The following is a 16,291-nucleotide window of genomic DNA, read 5'->3' as shown; positions in this document are numbered from 1 at the left end:
AAGGTCGCGTGACAGGTACAAAGCACGCGGGTTGATCTCGCGTCCATGCTTTGCTGGAAGTTCACCGCGCCGCAGAATCGGGCGTATCGGTTGGGTTGGCGTGCGCTGGTGACATCGGCCCGGTGACTTCGCTTCCTGTATCCGTTGGGATGCAGCAATGGCGGAAAAGGTTGCCTCAAAGAGACCTGCCTCTTGCCAATAGAGAATGGGTTTCTCCGTTAGTTCCCGACTTTGGCGGAGCCAGGTCGAGAGTCATGGGTTCCCGTTTCTCGACTGCATTCTAACGCCGGTTCACACGCGTTGGCGTGGGTCATAGGCCATGCTGGGAGGCTGTAATCTTGGCCTCGTTGATGCTTATGATGACGAGCTCGGCGCGTTTGATATGGATGGCTAATTCCGTCGCAGCGGGCGTTGAGCTGCTTCCAGTTTTCACTGTGCATGGCAGTGCTCATGCAGCAGCGGATGCCGGCGAGGCTGGGCCCAAACACTTTAGCGGTGACGCCAGCCCGCAGCATTCACGGTGCTAGTGGCGCCTAGAACAACACACCTTGGTCCACCAGCAACTTCACCGGCGCGAAGCTGCGGCGGTGATGCTGGCAGGGGCCCAGACGCCTCAGCGATTCCAGATGCGCTGGCGTCGGATAACCTTTGTGCACGGCGAAGCCGTAGCCGGGATGTTCGCGATCGAGCTCGACCATCCAGCGGTCGCGGCTGACCTTGGCGAGAATGGAGGCCGCGCTGATCGCCGGTTCCAACGCGTCGCCGCCGACGATGGCCCGGCCTGCGCAGGGCAAGTCGCGGGGTAGTGCATTGCCGTCGATCCATGCCTCGTGCGCCGCGGGGGCGAGCCCTGCCAGTGCGCGGCACATGCCGGTCATGGTGGCCTGAAAAATGTTGAGCCGATCAATCTCCTCCGGCATCACCATGACCACGCAGTGCGCCAAGGCCCTGCTGATGATCTGGGGATAGAGCGCCTCGCGTTTCGCTTCGCTCAGCTTCTTGGAGTCGTTGAGCCCTTCGATGGGGCGGGCTGGATCGAGAATGACAGCAGCAACCGCCACGGGTCCTGCCAGAGGACCTCGGCCGGCCTCATCGACGCCGGCAATCAGCAAGCCTTCGGCGCTGGCGGTGATTTTTCTAGCGGCCACGCGGCGCCTCGATCAGCTCGGCGACCGCATCGGCCGCCAGGTCGCCGGCATCCCCATCAAGATCGCCACGCAAGGCCAGATGCAGTTGCTCGAAAGCCGCAACGATGGCACCACGGCGTTCGCTGTCGCGGAACAGCTCCAGCGTCGCGGCGGCAAGCTTGTCGGCGGTGAAATCGTCCTGCATCAGTTCGGGGACAAGCACGGCGTTGTCGCCCATGCCATTGGCACGGGCGAGAATATTGGGCAGGGCGTAAACATCGGTCTTGAGCATGTTGAGCGCGCGCGCGATGCGATAGCTCACGGGCGAGACGCGATAGCCCACGACCATGGGACGTTTGGCCAGCATGGCTTCCAACGCCGCCGTGCCTGATGCAAGCAGAACCACATCGGCCGCTAGCATCGCTTCATGCGCGTGGCCGTCGAGCAGTACCGGCGCCTCGTCGCCCTGTGCGTCGCCGAGCATGGACTTGATGCTGGCTTTGACGCGCTCGTTGGCAGCCGGGATGACGATGCGAAGACCGGGCAGGTGGGTCGCCACCTGGCGTGCGGCGTCGAGGAAGATACGGCCCAGGTGCGCCACTTCGGAGGCCCGGCTACCTGGCAGCACGGCAAGCACGGGCGCGTTCTGCGACAACTGCAGGAATGCACGCGCTCCAACACGGTCGGAGACGAGCGCAAAACGATCGGCGAGTGGATGGCCAACAAAACGGGCGTCGATGCCGTGCCGCGCGTAGATAGCCGGTTCCATCGGGAACAGGCACAGCACGCGATCCGCACTGAGCCCGATCTTCTCGGCTCGTTTCTCGCGCCAGGCCCATACCGACGGGCTTACATAATGCACCGTGCGCAGACCGGCCTGTCGCAGTCGCTTTTCCACTCCGAGATTGAAATCCGGTGCGTCGATGCCGACCACCACGGATGGTTTGGCGGCGACCAGTCGCGCCATGAGTTCTTTGCGCAAGCGCAACAGGCGCGGCAGGTGCGACACGACCTCGGCGAAGCCGAATAGGGAGAGTTCCTTGATGTCGTACCAGGACTCGAATCCCACGGCCTGCATGCGCGCGCCACCGATGCCGACGAAACGCGCATCGGGATAACGACGGCGGAGCGCGGCGATGAGGTCGGCACCGAGCTGATCGCCGGAATCTTCTCCGGCGATCAGGGCGATCAGTGGGGCTTGATTGGTTGCTTCGACGGCGGTCATGACGTTTACATCAGCCGCCGGAGCCAGAGCGCGTGCCTGATTCGTTGCGATGAGCGGAGCTCATCTCAACGCGCCAGTGCCCGCTCGCTGCGATCAAGGAACTCGAGCATGGCGCGCACATCCTCGCTGCCCGAGGCCTGTTCGGTCAGTTGCTCGCGCGCATCCGCCAGGCTCAGGCCGGCCATGTACAAGGTGCGATAGGCGCGCTTGATGGCGGAGATGCGCGGGGCGTCAAAGCCGCGGCGCTTGAGGCCTTCGCTGTTGATACCGCGGGGGCGACCGCGTTGATCATTGGCCATCGTCACGAAGGGCGGTACGTCGGACCCGACCAGGCAGCCCATGCCGATGAACGCATGCGCGCCGATCTTGCAGAACTGATGTGCGCCCGAGAAACCGGCCATGACGACCCAGTCACCGATTTCCACGTGCCCGGCCAGCGCCGAGTAGTTGGAGAACACGGTGTTATTGCCGATGTGGCAGTCATGCGCGATATGCACATAGGCCAGCACCCAGTTGTCGTTACCGAGACGCGTGGCGCCGCCACCATCGCCGGTGCCGCGGTTGATGGTGACGAATTCGCGTATCAGATTGCGGTCACCGATGATCAGCTCGGTGTGCTCGCCGGCGAACTTCTTGTCCTGCGGCGCGCCGCCCAACGAGGCGAACTGGCTGATGCGATTGTCGCGACCGATGCGCGTGGGGCCTTCGATCACCGCGTGCGGTCCAACCACCGTGCCGTCACCGATCTGCACATCGGCACCAATGACGCTATAAGCACCAATACTGACGTTGTCGCCGATGACGGCGGAAGGATCGATCTGCGCGGTGGGATGGATCATTTCTCTGACCTCGCGGCACACATCAGTTCGCAGCTGGCTACGACCTTGCCGTCGACAATCGTGCGTGCTTCAAACAGACCCATGCTGCGCAGAAGGCGCTTGAGCGTCACTTCCAGGCGAAGCTGATCGCCCGGTACGACCGGTGCGTTGAAGCGCGCATTGTCCACCTTGACCAGGTAGAACAGCGGGCTACCCGTGTTTCCCTTGAGACGGCGCGAGATCTGCGTGAGCAGTCCGGCGGTCTGCGCCATGGACTCGACCACGAGCACGCCCGGCATGACCGGGTGGCCAGGGAAGTGGCCTTCAAAGAACGGTTCGTTGATCGTCACGTTCTTGATCGCCACGATGCTTTCATCAGGCACCATCTCGATCACGCGATCCACCAGCAGAAACGGATAGCGATGAGGCAGCAACTGCTGGATATGCTCTACAGTCACAGGGAGGTGGAAGGGCACGGTGAGGTCACTCATTGTTTTTGTCCTTCTCTAGCGCCGAGATGCGGCGCACGTATTCGTCCAGATGCTTGAACCGGGCTGCATTGCGCCGCCACAGGCGACTCTCCTGTAGAGGAATGCCCGAGGCATATTCACCCGGCTCGCGTATGGAATGTGTAACCAAGCTTTTGGCGGTAATGTTAACCCGGTCGCCAAGCTCCAGATGGCCCAGCACACCGGCGTTGCCGCCGATCATGCAGTAGCGTCCGATCTTGGCGCTGCCGGCCACCGCTGCGCATCCTGCCATGGCGGTATGCGCGCCGATGTAGACGTTGTGGGCAATCTGGATCTGGTTGTCCAGGCGTACATCCTCTTCCAGCACCGTATCGTCCAGCGCCCCGCGATCGATCGTGGTATTGGCCCCGATCTCGCAGTCATCACCAATGCGTACACCGCCCAACTGGGGCAACTTGATCCAGTGGTCGCGATCAAAGGCGAGGCCGAAGCCATCCGAACCGATCACTGCGCCGGGATGGACCAGCACGCGTTTGCCCAAAGTGACGCTGGCGACCAGGGTGACCCGCGCCACCAGTCGCGACTGCGCACCCACCGTGCAGTCCGGACCGACGATGCAATGGGGGCCCAGAACCACCCCGTCTTCCACCACCGCGTCGTCTTCAATCACGCAGCAGGGGCCAACGCTGGCGGTCGGGGACACGCGTGCACTGGCGGCAACGACGGCGCTGGGATGGATACCAAGAGGCGCGGCAGGCTGGCGCTCGAACAGTACGGCGATCTTCGCGTAGGCCACGTAGGGGTCACGCGCGACCAGCGCCGGGACGGGGCTGTCGGCGACATGTTCCTCACGCATCACCACGACACCGGCGCTGGTGCCGGTGAGTTGTGCCGCGTACTTGCTATTGGAGAGAAAGCTCAGCTGGCTGGGGCCGGCGCTGGCCAGCGTGGCGACGCCGTCAATGACGCGCGCGCCGTCGCCGCGAAATTCGAGGCCGAACCGTTCGGCGAGTTCGGCCACGGTGATGTGGAAAATGCTCATGCATGGCTCCCTGCAATCGGACCATTGTAGGGCGTCATGCCCTTCCAGGGGTCCGGAAAAAGAAAGCGCGGCATCGCCGCGCCCTCTCTATGCCTCACTCTGGGGCAATTCAGAGCTTTAGAACTGACTGCCGAAGGTGAACTGGATGCGCTCTTCGTAGTGGCCGTCGTCCGCCTGGGTACGCAGGGGCACCGCGAAGTTGATGATCAGCGGGCCAATCGGCGCCTGCCAGTGCAGCGAGACACCGGTCGACACGCGTAGCGTGCTGGCCGTAAAGCTCGAGTAGGTCGGATACACATTGCCGACGTCGACGAACCACGACACGCGTGCGGTGTTGATGTCCTTGAGGAACGGCAGCGGCAGGTACAGTTCGGCCGTGCCCAACACCTTGAACGCACCACCGACCGGCTGCCCGTAGCTATAAACGCTGCCCGAACAGGTGCCATCGGGATTCGGCGTGATTGGCACGACCTTGCCCTGGGCATTGGTCGTCGTGCCTACGCACAAGCGGGGACCCAGGGTGTTGTCCTGGAAGCCGCGCACGTCGCGCACACCGCCCGAGTAGTAGTTCTCCCAGAACGGATAGGTAACCTTCTCGCCCGCCGTATAGGTGCTGCCGCCGTCATTCGGGAAGGTCTGGCCATAGGTCTGGCCATAACCCAGCTGGCCGTCGACGTAGAGCACGAAGCCCTTGCCGATGGGCCAGTAGTGGTTCGCCTCGCCGGCAATCTTGTAGTACTGCACGGTGGAGCCGGGCAGGGCGATGTCAGTGGACAGCGAGACCAGGCCACCACGGGTCGGCGCCCAATAACCGTTGCGGGTGTCGTGGGTCCAACCCAGCGTCGCGTCCCAGGTGTGGATGGTCTGGTGACCGATCGCGTTCTGGTAGTCGATCAACACCTGCGGCGAAAAGTTCTCCGTCGCGGTGACCGGGTTGCCGTTCACGTCGGTGGTGAGGTACTGGTAGCTGAGGTTGATCTTGTTGCTGCTGATGCCCAGGCCGGTGCGGATATTGTCCGTTTCCGAGATAGGGAAGCTCAGGAAGCTCGAGAACGACTTCACGCTGCTGGTGTAGTTCACGAACGTGGAGTTCGTATCGCCGTAGTTCGACTTGGTGTAGCCGGCGTTGTAGCCAATGCCGACGCCGCTGTCGGTGAGGTACGGGTTGAAGTAGTTCGCGTTGATGCTGGTCGAATAATCGCTGCGCGACGCGCCCACCGAGAAGCTGTCACCCGTGCCCAGGAAGTTGTTCTGCGAGACCGATGCGGACAGGATGATGCCCGAGTACTGCGAATAGCCCACGCCGAACATCAGGCTGCCGGCGGACTGTTCTTCCACCTTCACCGTCAGGTCGACCTGGTCTTCCGTACCAGGTACCAGCGCCTTGTCGATCGTGACCGTCTTGAAATAGCCCAGTCGCTGCAGGCGGATCTTGGAACGATCGATGGCCGGCTGGGAGAACCAGCTGCCTTCGAGCTGGCGCATTTCGCGGCGCATCACATCGTCTTCCGTGCGCGTGTTGCCCTGGAAATTGATGCGACGAACATACACGCGCTTGCCTGGCTCGATGTAGAGCGTCAGATCGACCGTACGCTTGTCCTTGTCGAGCTTCGGTACCGGCGTCACCTTGGCAAACGCGTAGCCGATGCCGGCAAGGATGTTCTTGATCGCGTTCGAGCTTGCCTCGATCGCCTTGCGGTTGAAGGTGTCGCCCTTCTTGATATACACCAGCTGCCGCAGCGAATCCTCGGGGAGGATCAGTTCGCCAAGCAGGTGCACGTCGGAAATGATGTAGATATCGCCTTCCTTGACGCTGGCGGCGATGTACATGGAGCGCTTGTCGGGCGCGATGGTTACCTGGGTGGAGTCGACGCCGAAGTCAGCGTAGCCACGGTCCATGTAGTAGGACTGCAGCTTCTCCAGGTCACCGGAAAGCTTCTCGCGCGAGTACTGGTCGTCCTTGGAATACCAGGACAGCCAGTTCGGCGTATCAGACTCGAAACCCTTGCGGATCTCCTTGTCGGTGAACGCCGTGTTGCCGACGATATTGATTTCCTTGATCTTGGCAACCTTGCCTTCGCGGATCTCGATGTCGATGGACACGCGGTTGCGATCAAGATTCGTCACGTGCGGTTCGACCGACACGTTGTACTTGCCGCGGTTGTAGTACTGGCGGATCAGTTCCTGCTGCACGCGGTCCAGCGACAGGCGGTCGAACGTCTCGCCCTCGGACAGGCCGATTTCCTTCAGGCCCTTGCGCAGATCCTCTTCCTTGATGTCCTTGTTGCCGCGCAGCGTCAGCTTGGCGATCGAGGGGCGCTCGACCACTTTGATGACCATGATGTCGCCTTCGCGGTCGACCTGGACGTCACTGAAGAACTTGGTCTGGTACAACGCGCGAACGGCGCGCTGGGCACCGTCGTTGGTCAGACGGTCGCCCCGGTTGATGGGCAGGTAGTTGAGCACCGTGCCGGTGGAAATACGGCTGAGGCCATCGATACGGATGTCGGAAACGACGAACGGGTCGAATGCAAGAGCATTGGCGGACAGGGAGGCAAGCAGGATCAGGGCGGCGATACGCTTCATCGTCGATTCCGTTGGTTTATTCCGATGAGGCGGCCAAGACCGCCCCGATCAATGCGTGAAGCCGGGTAAAACCCAGCCTTGAAAGGGTGCTCGCATCTTCCCCAGATGCGCCGGGTAAACCACCGCGGTGCCGCCGAGTCGCGCACATTGATGCGCGAAACGTCGGCACGCCATCACCCCCGGGCACTGCACGGCTTTTGCTACTAGCCGAGCGCGTCACGAGGGCAGGATGCGATGGATGTCGTTGTAGAAGGCCAACCCCATTAACGTGAATAGCAGGACCAGGCCGACATACTGGCCGGCCATCATCACACGCTCACTGACAGGGCTGCCCTTGACCAACTCAATAAGGTAATACAGCAGGTAACCGCCGTCCAAGACGGGGATCGGCAACAGATTGAGAATCGCAAGACTTAGCGAAACCATGGCCAGGAAGCTGAGGAACCAGCCAGCCCCCATGCTTGCCGATGCGTTCGCGACCTGGGCGATGCCGATGACCCCGGACAGGTTCTTGGTCGACGCCTGGCCGGTCAGCATCTTGCCGATCATGTTGAAGGTGGCGGCCGTGCTGCTCCAGGTGGTCTGCAGCGAAGCGCCCATGGCCTTCAGCGGCCCATAGCGGAGCACGGCCTGCTCCCGTTCGAGCGAAGACACGCCGATCACCCATTTGGGTGGGTGGCCTTCCAGTGACTCCATGCGTGCGGTGATCGACAGCGGCAGCGTCTTGCCGTCGCGCTCAACCATCACGTTCAGGGTCGGCGACTTGGCTGCTTCCTGGGGGATCAGCTCCTGAAAGTCCTCGTAGCCTGCTACGGCACGACCATTGATGCTGAGGATCCGGTCGCCACCCTTCATACCCGCCTGCTCGGCCGGCTTGCCGGGGAGCACCGTGGCGGCTACGGGCGGCAACGGCGCCAGCTTCAGGCCCAGCTTGTCCAGGTACTGGCCGATATCCTCGCCCGGGGGTAGCTGGTTAAGCGGAAGCACCAGCTGGCGCTCCGTGCCATCCGCACCACGCACCTGCAGCGGCAGCGGGTCGCGACCGAGCATGCCGTTGGCCACGGCGTCCATGGAGTCACTCCAGGTCGCCACCGCCTTGCCGTCGACACTGAGGATGCGATCGCCAGCGCGAATCCCGGCTTCGGCCGCCAGGCTCTGCGGCGCGGCCGTCACGACGGGCGCCATGTCGGGCTTGCCCAGCATGAACATGAGCCAGAACGCGACCACGGTGAAGATCAGATTGAAGCCCGGGCCAGCGGCGACGATGGCGATGCGTTGCCACACCGGCTTGCCTGTGAATTCCTGGCCGGCCAGGGCGGGATCGACGTCACCTTCGCGGGCGTCGAGCATCTTCACGTAGCCGCCCAGTGGGATCATGGCCACTTGGTACTCGGTGCCGTCGCGGCCGATCCGCTTCCAGATCGCCTTGCCGAAGCCCACAGAAAAACGCAGCACCTTGACGCCGCAGCGTCGTGCTACCCAGTAGTGGCCAAATTCGTGAAAGGTGACCAGCACGCCGAGCGTGACCAGTAACCAGAACACCGAGCCAAAGAAAGGATTCATCAGTAAGAGCTTATCAGGCTTGTCAGCACAGGTTGCGGAGAATGCGTCGGGCGGCGTCACGGGCCATCCGGTCGCGTTCATTCAGAGACTGGAGATCGACCACGGGTTCGGCCGGCAGTTCCGTAAGTACGCTCTCCACGAGATCGGCGATCGCCAGGAAGGGCAGGCCGCCGGCGAGAAAGGCCTCGACCGCCACTTCGTTCGCGGCGTTGAGGATGGCCGGTGCGTCACCGCCCGCGCGCAGGGCCTGGAAGGCCAGCCCGAGGCAACGGAAGGTGGCGAGGTCGGGTTGCTCGAACGCCAGCGGCGCGCACGATGCGAGGTCGAGCGGAGCCACGCCCGCCGTGATGCGCTCGGGCCAGGCCAGCGCATGGGCGATGGCGGTGCGCATATCGGGGTTGCCCAGTTGCGCAAGCACCGAGCCATCGACGTAGTCGACCAGCGAATGCACCAGGCTCTGGGGGTGCACCAGTACCTCGATGGCGTCGGCGGAGGCGCCGAACAGATGGTGCGCCTCAATGACCTCGAGACCCTTGTTCATCAGGGTGGCCGAATCGACCGAAATCTTGCGGCCCATGACCCAATTGGGGTGCTTGCAGGCCTGCTCCGGCGTGACCCCGGCCAGTTCGGCGCGAGTGCGACCGCGGAAGGGGCCGCCCGAAGCCGTGAGTATCAGGCGACGCACGCCGCTGCGCGCAAGGTCGGGACGACCGCCGGGCAGGCATTGGAATATCGCGTTGTGCTCGGAATCCACCGGAATCAGCTCGCCGCCACCGGTGGCAAGCGCCTCCAGCAGCAGCGGACCGGCCATCACGATGGATTCCTTGTTGGCCAGCAGCAGACGCTTGCCCGTCCGCGCGGCCGCAAGGGTGGAGTCGAGGCCGGCTGCGCCGACGATGGCGGCGACCACGGTGTCGCACAGCGCGCCCGACGCGGCAGCCGTGAGGGCGTCATGGCCGCTGGCAATCTCGCAGCGCACGCCCGCCGCGGCCAGGCGACGCGCCAGCTCGCCCTCCAGGGTGGGATCGGCGATGACGGCCAGGTCGGGCTGGTGCCGGGCGCATAGCTCCGCCAGCGCCGCGACATCGCGGTGCGCGGTGAGTACGCTGGCGCGGAAGCGATCCGGGTGGCGGGCAATCACGTTGAGTGTGCTGCCGCCAATCGAGCCGGTGGCCCCAAGCACGGCGACCTTGCGCAAACCGGAGGTGTTCATAGGCCCAGCAAGAGCATGCCGGCCGCGAACACGGGCATGGCCGCGAACACGCTGTCGAGACGATCCAGCATGCCGCCATGGCCAGGAAACAGGCTGCCGGAATCCTTCACCGCGGCGTGCCGCTTCATCAGGCTTTCCAGCAGATCGCCGACGATCGATGCGACCACGGTAATGACAGACAGCACCAGCAGGCCCAGCAGCTTGCCGTCCTGCAAGCCCAGCAACCAGCCGCCACCCAGCGCGACCAGCGCGCCGGCCACGAACGCGCCGTAGACGCCGGCCCAGGTCTTGCCCGGGCTGATCGTCGGTGCGAGTTTGCGACGGCCGAACTGGCGGCCGCTGAAATAGGCGCCGATATCAGCGGCCCAGACGATGAACAGAGCGAGCAGGGTCCACCATTGACCGCGATCGCCCGAGCCATGCACGGATACCACCGCCACCCATGCGGGCACGATCACTAGCAGTCCCGCGCCCAGCTTGATCAGACGGTTTTCGCGGGTCGGCGCGGCGGCGAAGGCGAAATGACGCAACCATTGGCCCGTGAGCAACCACCACGCGACGCCTATGCCGATCAGCAGCGGCCACCACGCGCTATCGCGCACCCACCAGCACAGGGCCAGCAGCACGGCGGTAAGCGTTACCAGTGCGGCACGCGATGCGGTGTCCTGCACGCCGGAAAGACTGGTCCATTCCCACATGGCAGCGAGAAAGGCGATGGCAACGATGGGAGCAAACAACCAGTTCGGCGCCAGCAGGATCAGCAGGATCACCAACGGAGCGAGCAGCAGTGCGGTAAGGGTGCGCTGGAGCAGCATGTGGGTCCTTGGGTTAACGCTGGGCAACTTGCTCGCCGGTACGGCCGAAGCGGCGTTCACGGCGTGCATAGTCCTCAATGGCACTGCGCAGGCAAGCCTGGTCGAAGTCGGGCCAGAGGGTATCGGTGAAATGTAGCTCAGCGTAAGCCAGTTGCCACAATAAGAAATTGCTGACGCGGCATTCGCCGCCGGTGCGGATGAAAAGATCGAGCGGCGGCAAGTCGGCCAGGCTCATCCCGTGGCCGAGCACGGCTTCGTCAATCTCGTCGGCGCGTAGTTCGCCGCGTGCTACCGACTCGGCAGCCTTGCGTGCGGCCTGCACGATGTCCCAGCGGCCGCCGTAGTTCATGGCCACGTTCAGATGCAGGGCATCATTGCCGGCCGTTCGCGCCATGGCGGCAGTCATGCGCTGGCGCATGCCGTTGTCGAAGGCGCTCAGGTCGCCGACGAAACGCAGGCGCACCTCGTTGCTGTGCAACTCGTCCACTTCCTTGTCCAGCGCACGAAGGAACAGCTCCATCAGCGCGCCGACCTCTTCCTGCGGACGCTGCCAGTTCTCGCTGGAGAACGCGAACAGCGTAAGTACCTTAACGCCCTGGCGCAGGCAGCCCTCGACCACATCGCGGACCGCCTTGCGTCCAGCGTTATGGCCAAAAGTGCGTGGCCGATGGCGGAGCTTCGCCCAGCGGCCGTTGCCATCCATCACGATGGCGATGTGGCGCGGTATCCGCGCAGGATCGGCGCTGGTCATAGTGCAGGGCGATGGCGCTCAGAGCGCCATCAGCTCCTCTTCCTTGTGCTTCACCACGCTGTCGACATCCTTCACGAAGCGGTCGGTCAGCTTCTGGATCTCGTCCTCGGCCTTGCGCTCTTCGTCTTCGGTGATCAGCTTTTCCTTGAGCAGATCCTTGACCTGCTGCAAGGCATCGCGACGCACATTGCGGATGGCAACTTTCGCGTTCTCGCCCTCGTGTGCCACGTGCTTGGCGAGCTCCTTGCGGCGCTCCTCTGTCAGCGGCGGCATGTTCAAGCGAATGACGACGCCGGCGGTGGTGGGCGTGATGCCGACATCCGACGCCATGATGGCTTTTTCGATCGGCGCGATCAGAGTCTTCTCGAACGGGGTGATGATGATGGAGCGCGAGTCGCCCAGAGCGATCGTCGCGACCTGATTCAGCGGCATGTCCGAACCGTAGTAAGGCACCTTGATGCCCTCCACCAGCGCCGTACTGGCGCGGCCGGTGCGCAGGCGAGTCAGGTCGTGCTTGAGCGAGTCGATGCTCTTGCCCATGCGGGTCTGGGCATCGGTCTTGATGTCGTTAAGCATGGAGGTCACCCGGTATAGCGTGCAAGCCCACGAGTATAGCAGGGGGCTGCGAGGCGGAAGGAGCTTGCAAGATTGGCCTCCTCTCCCCTTCGGGTTACCCAAAGAGGAGAGGGAGCAATAAGGATCAGTCTTCGGAAACGAGCGTGCCGATCGCCTCGCCGCCCATGATGCGCATGAGGCTGCCGGGTACCGTCATGTCATAGATGCGCAGCGGCATGCCATGGTCGCGGCACAGTGCGATGGCCGCCGTATCCATCACCGCCAGCTTGCGTTCGATCACCTGGTCGTAGGTGAGATGGTCGTAGCGCGTGGCGTCGGCGTGGCGTGCAGGATCGGCGGTGTAGACGCCATCGACCTTGGTCGCCTTGAGCAGCAGGTTCGCACCCACTTCCACCGCGCGCAGTGCGGCAGCCGAGTCGGTGGTGAAGAACGGGTTGCCGGTACCGGCAGCGAACAGCACGATGCGACCCTTCTCGATATGGCGGATCGCGCGGCGGCGGATGTAGTCCTCGGCGACGTCATGGATCGGGATGGCGCTCATCACGCGGGCGTAGCCACCGCGACGCTCGATGGCGTCCTGCATGGCCAGCGCATTCATCACCGTGGCGAGCATGCCCATGTGGTCGCCGGTGACACGATCCATACCGGCTGCAGCGAGGCCTGCGCCGCGGAAAATATTGCCGCCACCGATGACCACGCCGATCTGGATGCCGGCCTTCTGCACTTCGATGATTTCGTCGGCAAGGCGGCCGATGACTTTCGGGTCGATGCCGTAGTCGGCCTCGCCCATCAGGGCTTCACCGGAGAGCTTGAGCAGGATACGACGATAGTTAAGCTGAGCGCTCATGGGGTCTCCGGATTGTGTGGGGCAAAACGCACGCATTGTAACGACAGCGACGCGAGCGGGTAAGAGTTTTATGCCGCCGCGGGGCGGAGCGCTCCCGTTTCGAACTTGGCCTCCGCTCCAAAGGGGAAGCAGCGTCCCGCCTGGGGTGGAGGGAGGGTGGGCCAGAAACGGGCATTCATAAAGCAGAAAAGCCGCGGTTTCCCGCGGCTCTCCAGGCCTGACGGCAGCGAGGTCCTTAGACCTGCATCGCCTTCGCCACTTCGGCCAGGTAGTCTTCCTGCACCTTCTCGATGCCTTCGCCCACAACCAGACGGGCCACGGCAACCACGTCAGCGCCTTCCTTCTTGAGGGCGTCGCCAACCGTGACATTGGTGTCCAGCACGTACGGCTGGCCGACCAGGGTCACTTCCGAGACGATCTTGTTGATCTTGCCGGAGATGATCTTTTCCAGGATCTCGGCCGGCTTGGCCTTGTCCTTGTCGGTCATCTGGCTCAGCGCGATGTCCTTTTCCTTCGCGATGAACTCGGCCGGGACGTCCTCGGGCTTGATGTGCGGCGGGTTCATGGCCGCCACGTGCATGGCGATGCCCTTGGCCAGCTCTTCCGAGCCGCCCTTGAGCGCCACGATCACGCCGATGCGGCCGCCGTGCAGGTACGTGGCCAACGGGCCATCGTTGCTGATGCGGACCATGCGGCGAACCTGGATGTTCTCGCCGATAGTGGCGATCTGCGTCTTGGTGGCCTCTTCGACGGTGCCGCCGGCCGGATGGGCGGTAGCCTTCAGCGCGTCGACGTCGATGGCGCCCGAGGTCAGGGCGACGTTGGCGACGGAGTCGGCGAATTCCTTGAAGTTCGGCGCCTTGGAGACGAAGTCGGTTTCGCTGTTGACTTCGACCAGCACGGCCTGGCCGTTGGCGGAGGCGGCGGCGATCAGGCCTTCAGCGGCAACGCGGCTGGCCTTCTTGTCGGCCTTGGCCAGGCCGGTCTTGCGCAGGTATTCGACCGCGGCTTCGATGTCGCCGCTGTTCTCGACCAGGGCCTTCTTGCAATCCATCATGCCGGCGCCCGAACGCTCGCGCAGTTCGCTAACCAGTTTTGCGGTAATGGCAGTCATCTGGGTTCCTCAAAATCTTTGATGCGCCCCGACCCTTGCGGGCCGGGGCAGGGCAGGCTTACTCGGCGTCCGGCGCCGACTCGTCGCCACGACCGCGGCCACGGCCGCCGTCACGACGCGGCGCACCAGCGCCCTTCTTGGCCGGACCGCGGTTGTCGCGGCGCGGCGGAGCGGCCTTGCGCTCGTCCTTGGCAACCGGATTGCCTTCCTCGTCCAGCTCGACGAACTCGTTGGCGTCGCCCTGGGCAGCCGACGGCGCAGCGGCCTTGCCTTCCAGGATCGAGTCAGCGGCAGCGCGGGCGTACAGCTGGATGGCGCGGATGGCGTCGTCGTTACCCGGGATGGCGTAGTCAACCAGTTCCGGGTTGTAGTTGGTGTCGACCACGGCGATGACCGGGATGCCGAGCTTCTTGGCTTCCTGTACGGCGATGTCTTCGTGGCCGATATCGATGATGAACAGCGCGTCCGGCAGGCGGTTCATGTCCTTGATGCCGCCCAGCGAGTTCTCGAGCTTGTCGCGCTCACGGCGACGAGCCAGCACTTCGTGCTTGACCAGCTTCTCGAAGCTGCCGTCGGTTTCAGCGGCTTCCAGCTCCTTGAGGCGGGCGACCGACTGCTTGACGGTGCGGAAGTTGGTCAGCATGCCGCCGAGCCAGCGAGCGGTGACGAAGGGCATGCCAGCGCGTGCGGCTTCCTCGGCCAACGGCTCGCGGGCGGAACGCTTGGTGCCGACGAACAGCACGGTGCCGCGCTTCTGCGCGATCGCCGACAGGAAGTTCATCGCGTCGGTGAACAGCGGCAGCGTCTTTTCGAGATTGATGATGTGGATCTTGCCGCGCGCACCAAAGATGTACGGGGCCATCTTCGGGTTCCAGTAACGGGTCTGGTGACCGAAATGCACGCCAGCTTCGAGCATCTGACGCATGGTGACTTGAGCCATGGTGTAACTCCAATTTCATAGGGCTTAGTAAGCCCGGGGGTTGGGACCTCCACGCATCCCCGACTTCGACCGCGGTCGCCTGTATTGTGTGAAGGCAAACCGAGGCACCCCGAAGCCGGTGCCGATGCGTGTGTGGCGTTTGATAGTCCATTCAAGGACTTGGGAGCTTGTGCCGCATCGCGGTTACAATCTCCCTCGCATTGCGACGTCATCTGGGATCCGTTGAAACGGCCACATGGGGTCAGCAAAACTTCGAAATTGTAGCCGGTAAGCCGGCGGAGCGGCAAGTCACCGGCAGGTTCATCGCTTGAATGCGGCCGGTTTGACGCCATGTGAGCGGAACTATGGCAGTTACATTGAAAACCCCCGAAGACATCCAGGGCATGCGCGTGGCCGGTCAGTTGGCCGCTGAAGTGCTTGCCATGCTCAAGGAACACGTCAAGCCTGGCGTCACCACCGAGGACCTGGACCGGCTTGCCTACGAGCACATTGTGAATGTGCAAAAGGCGACGCCCGCCAACGTTGGCTACAACGGCTTCCCGAAGACGTTGTGCACCTCGGTCAATCACGTGATCTGCCACGGCATCCCCACCCCGGGCAAGCTGCTGAAGGACGGCGACATCATCAATCTCGACGTCACCGTCATCAAAGACGGCTGGCACGGCGATACCAGCCGCATGTACTTCGTCGGCACGCCGTCGGTGCTTGCCAGGCGCCTGGTCGAGACCACCTACGAAGCGATGATGCAGGGCATCCAGGCCGTGCGTCCGGGCGCCACGCTGGGTGATATTGGCCACGCTATCCAGAAGCACGCGGAAGCGGCCGGTTTCTCGGTGGTGCGCGAGTATTGCGGGCACGGCATTGGCAAGGTCTATCACGACGAACCGCAGGTGCTGCACTACGGTCGTCCGAGCACCGGCCTGGAGTTGAAGAAGGGCATGACCTTCACGGTCGAGCCAATGATCAATGCGGGCAAGCCGCAGACCAAGCAGCTGCCGGATGGCTGGACGGTGGTCACCAAGGATCATTCGCTGTCGGCCCAGTGGGAGCACACCATTGCGGTCACCGATGATGGGTTCGAGATTTTGACACCTTGGCCGGACGCGCTGTGAGTTGATGGAGGGTCGCTTCGGCGGCCCTTTTTTGCTCCCACTCCCTTTGGGGAGAGGGCTGGGGTGAGGGAGCATGCTGGCCTTACCGTTTC

15 protein-coding genes are annotated in these 16,291 nt (G+C 63.3%); 1 reads left to right on the top strand and 14 read right to left on the bottom strand.

Annotated elements, in window-relative coordinates:
* Nucleotides 1–533 precede the first annotated feature (533 nt).
* The 14 genes from rnhB to rpsB form a co-directional block, all read right to left on the bottom strand.
* A complete protein-coding gene (gene rnhB, locus OUZ30_RS14460; protein WP_266183016.1) occupies nucleotides 534–1,148 on the bottom strand; it encodes a ribonuclease HII in 615 nt (204 codons plus the stop codon).
* Nucleotides 1,138–2,352, bottom strand: a complete 1,215-nt coding sequence (gene lpxB, locus OUZ30_RS14455) for a lipid-A-disaccharide synthase (RefSeq protein WP_266183015.1) — start codon at nucleotides 2,350–2,352, stop codon at nucleotides 1,138–1,140. Before lpxB ends, rnhB begins: the two co-directional genes overlap by 11 nt.
* Before the next feature lie 65 nt (nucleotides 2,353–2,417).
* Entirely contained in the window at nucleotides 2,418–3,191 is a 774-nt protein-coding gene (lpxA, locus tag OUZ30_RS14450; RefSeq protein WP_266183014.1) for an acyl-ACP--UDP-N-acetylglucosamine O-acyltransferase, read from the bottom strand.
* A complete protein-coding gene (gene fabZ, locus OUZ30_RS14445; RefSeq protein ID WP_266183013.1) occupies nucleotides 3,188–3,661 on the bottom strand; it encodes a 3-hydroxyacyl-ACP dehydratase FabZ in 474 nt (157 codons plus the stop codon). The genes lpxA and fabZ overlap by 4 nt, the downstream gene beginning before the upstream one ends.
* Nucleotides 3,654–4,682 (bottom strand): UDP-3-O-(3-hydroxymyristoyl)glucosamine N-acyltransferase, encoded by a 1,029-nt coding sequence (gene lpxD / locus OUZ30_RS14440; RefSeq protein ID WP_266183012.1) that lies wholly within the window; start codon nucleotides 4,680–4,682, stop codon nucleotides 3,654–3,656. The genes fabZ and lpxD overlap by 8 nt, the downstream gene beginning before the upstream one ends.
* Nucleotides 4,683–4,799: 117 nt before the next feature.
* Entirely contained in the window at nucleotides 4,800–7,268 is a 2,469-nt protein-coding gene (bamA, locus tag OUZ30_RS14435) for an outer membrane protein assembly factor BamA (RefSeq protein WP_266183011.1), read from the bottom strand.
* A 216-nt stretch (nucleotides 7,269–7,484) separates the two neighbouring features.
* On the bottom strand, nucleotides 7,485–8,831 hold the full coding sequence (gene rseP / locus OUZ30_RS14430) for an RIP metalloprotease RseP (protein WP_266183010.1): 1,347 nt from the start codon (nucleotides 8,829–8,831) through the stop codon (nucleotides 7,485–7,487).
* 22 nt (nucleotides 8,832–8,853) lie between these two features.
* Nucleotides 8,854–10,029 carry a 1-deoxy-D-xylulose-5-phosphate reductoisomerase gene (locus OUZ30_RS14425; RefSeq protein WP_266183186.1) on the bottom strand — a complete coding sequence of 392 codons (1,176 nt, stop codon included), beginning with the start codon at nucleotides 10,027–10,029 and terminating at the stop codon, nucleotides 8,854–8,856.
* A gap of 11 nt (nucleotides 10,030–10,040) precedes the next feature.
* On the bottom strand, nucleotides 10,041–10,859 hold the full coding sequence (locus OUZ30_RS14420; protein ID WP_266183009.1) for a phosphatidate cytidylyltransferase: 819 nt from the start codon (nucleotides 10,857–10,859) through the stop codon (nucleotides 10,041–10,043).
* 13 nt (nucleotides 10,860–10,872) lie between these two features.
* The gene (uppS, locus tag OUZ30_RS14415) at nucleotides 10,873–11,610 is read right to left on the bottom strand and encodes a polyprenyl diphosphate synthase (RefSeq protein ID WP_266183008.1); all 738 of its coding nucleotides are present in this window, start codon (nucleotides 11,608–11,610) and stop codon (nucleotides 10,873–10,875) included.
* A gap of 18 nt (nucleotides 11,611–11,628) precedes the next feature.
* Nucleotides 11,629–12,186: a ribosome recycling factor gene (frr, locus tag OUZ30_RS14410; RefSeq protein ID WP_266183007.1), complete on the bottom strand. Its 558-nt coding sequence runs from the start codon at nucleotides 12,184–12,186 to the stop codon at nucleotides 11,629–11,631.
* A gap of 124 nt (nucleotides 12,187–12,310) precedes the next feature.
* Nucleotides 12,311–13,033: a UMP kinase gene (pyrH, locus tag OUZ30_RS14405; protein WP_266183006.1), complete on the bottom strand. Its 723-nt coding sequence runs from the start codon at nucleotides 13,031–13,033 to the stop codon at nucleotides 12,311–12,313.
* A 235-nt stretch (nucleotides 13,034–13,268) separates the two neighbouring features.
* Entirely contained in the window at nucleotides 13,269–14,147 is an 879-nt protein-coding gene (gene tsf, locus OUZ30_RS14400) for a translation elongation factor Ts (protein WP_266183005.1), read from the bottom strand.
* 58 nt (nucleotides 14,148–14,205) lie between these two features.
* Nucleotides 14,206–15,087: a 30S ribosomal protein S2 gene (gene rpsB / locus OUZ30_RS14395; RefSeq protein ID WP_266183004.1), complete on the bottom strand. Its 882-nt coding sequence runs from the start codon at nucleotides 15,085–15,087 to the stop codon at nucleotides 14,206–14,208.
* A gap of 344 nt (nucleotides 15,088–15,431) precedes the next feature.
* Between rpsB and map the strand changes: the two genes are divergently transcribed.
* A complete protein-coding gene (gene map / locus OUZ30_RS14390) occupies nucleotides 15,432–16,199 on the top strand; it encodes a type I methionyl aminopeptidase (protein WP_266183003.1) in 768 nt (255 codons plus the stop codon).
* Nucleotides 16,200–16,291 lie beyond the last annotated feature (92 nt).

It is taken from the genome of Dyella humicola, from assembly GCF_026283945.1.
Lineage (GTDB): Bacteria > Pseudomonadota > Gammaproteobacteria > Xanthomonadales > Rhodanobacteraceae > Dyella > Dyella humicola.
This window is presented reverse-complemented; position numbering and strand designations above follow the sequence as displayed.

Coding starts and splice junctions, on each gene's coding strand:
- lpxB (WP_266183015.1), bottom strand. CDS start 2,352: ATGACCGCCGTCGAAGCAACCAATCAAGCCCCACTGATCGCCCTGATC.
- lpxA (WP_266183014.1), bottom strand. CDS start 3,191: ATGATCCATCCCACCGCGCAGATCGATCCTTCCGCCGTCATCGGCGAC.
- fabZ (WP_266183013.1), bottom strand. CDS start 3,661: ATGAGTGACCTCACCGTGCCCTTCCACCTCCCTGTGACTGTAGAGCAT.
- lpxD (WP_266183012.1), bottom strand. CDS start 4,682: ATGAGCATTTTCCACATCACCGTGGCCGAACTCGCCGAACGGTTCGGC.
- bamA (WP_266183011.1), bottom strand. CDS start 7,268: ATGAAGCGTATCGCCGCCCTGATCCTGCTTGCCTCCCTGTCCGCCAAT.
- rseP (WP_266183010.1), bottom strand. CDS start 8,831: ATGAATCCTTTCTTTGGCTCGGTGTTCTGGTTACTGGTCACGCTCGGC.
- OUZ30_RS14420 (WP_266183009.1), bottom strand. CDS start 10,859: ATGCTGCTCCAGCGCACCCTTACCGCACTGCTGCTCGCTCCGTTGGTG.
- uppS (WP_266183008.1), bottom strand. CDS start 11,610: ATGACCAGCGCCGATCCTGCGCGGATACCGCGCCACATCGCCATCGTG.
- frr (WP_266183007.1), bottom strand. CDS start 12,186: ATGCTTAACGACATCAAGACCGATGCCCAGACCCGCATGGGCAAGAGC.
- pyrH (WP_266183006.1), bottom strand. CDS start 13,033: ATGAGCGCTCAGCTTAACTATCGTCGTATCCTGCTCAAGCTCTCCGGT.
- tsf (WP_266183005.1), bottom strand. CDS start 14,147: ATGACTGCCATTACCGCAAAACTGGTTAGCGAACTGCGCGAGCGTTCG.
- rpsB (WP_266183004.1), bottom strand. CDS start 15,087: ATGGCTCAAGTCACCATGCGTCAGATGCTCGAAGCTGGCGTGCATTTC.
- map (WP_266183003.1), top strand. CDS start 15,432: ATGGCAGTTACATTGAAAACCCCCGAAGACATCCAGGGCATGCGCGTG.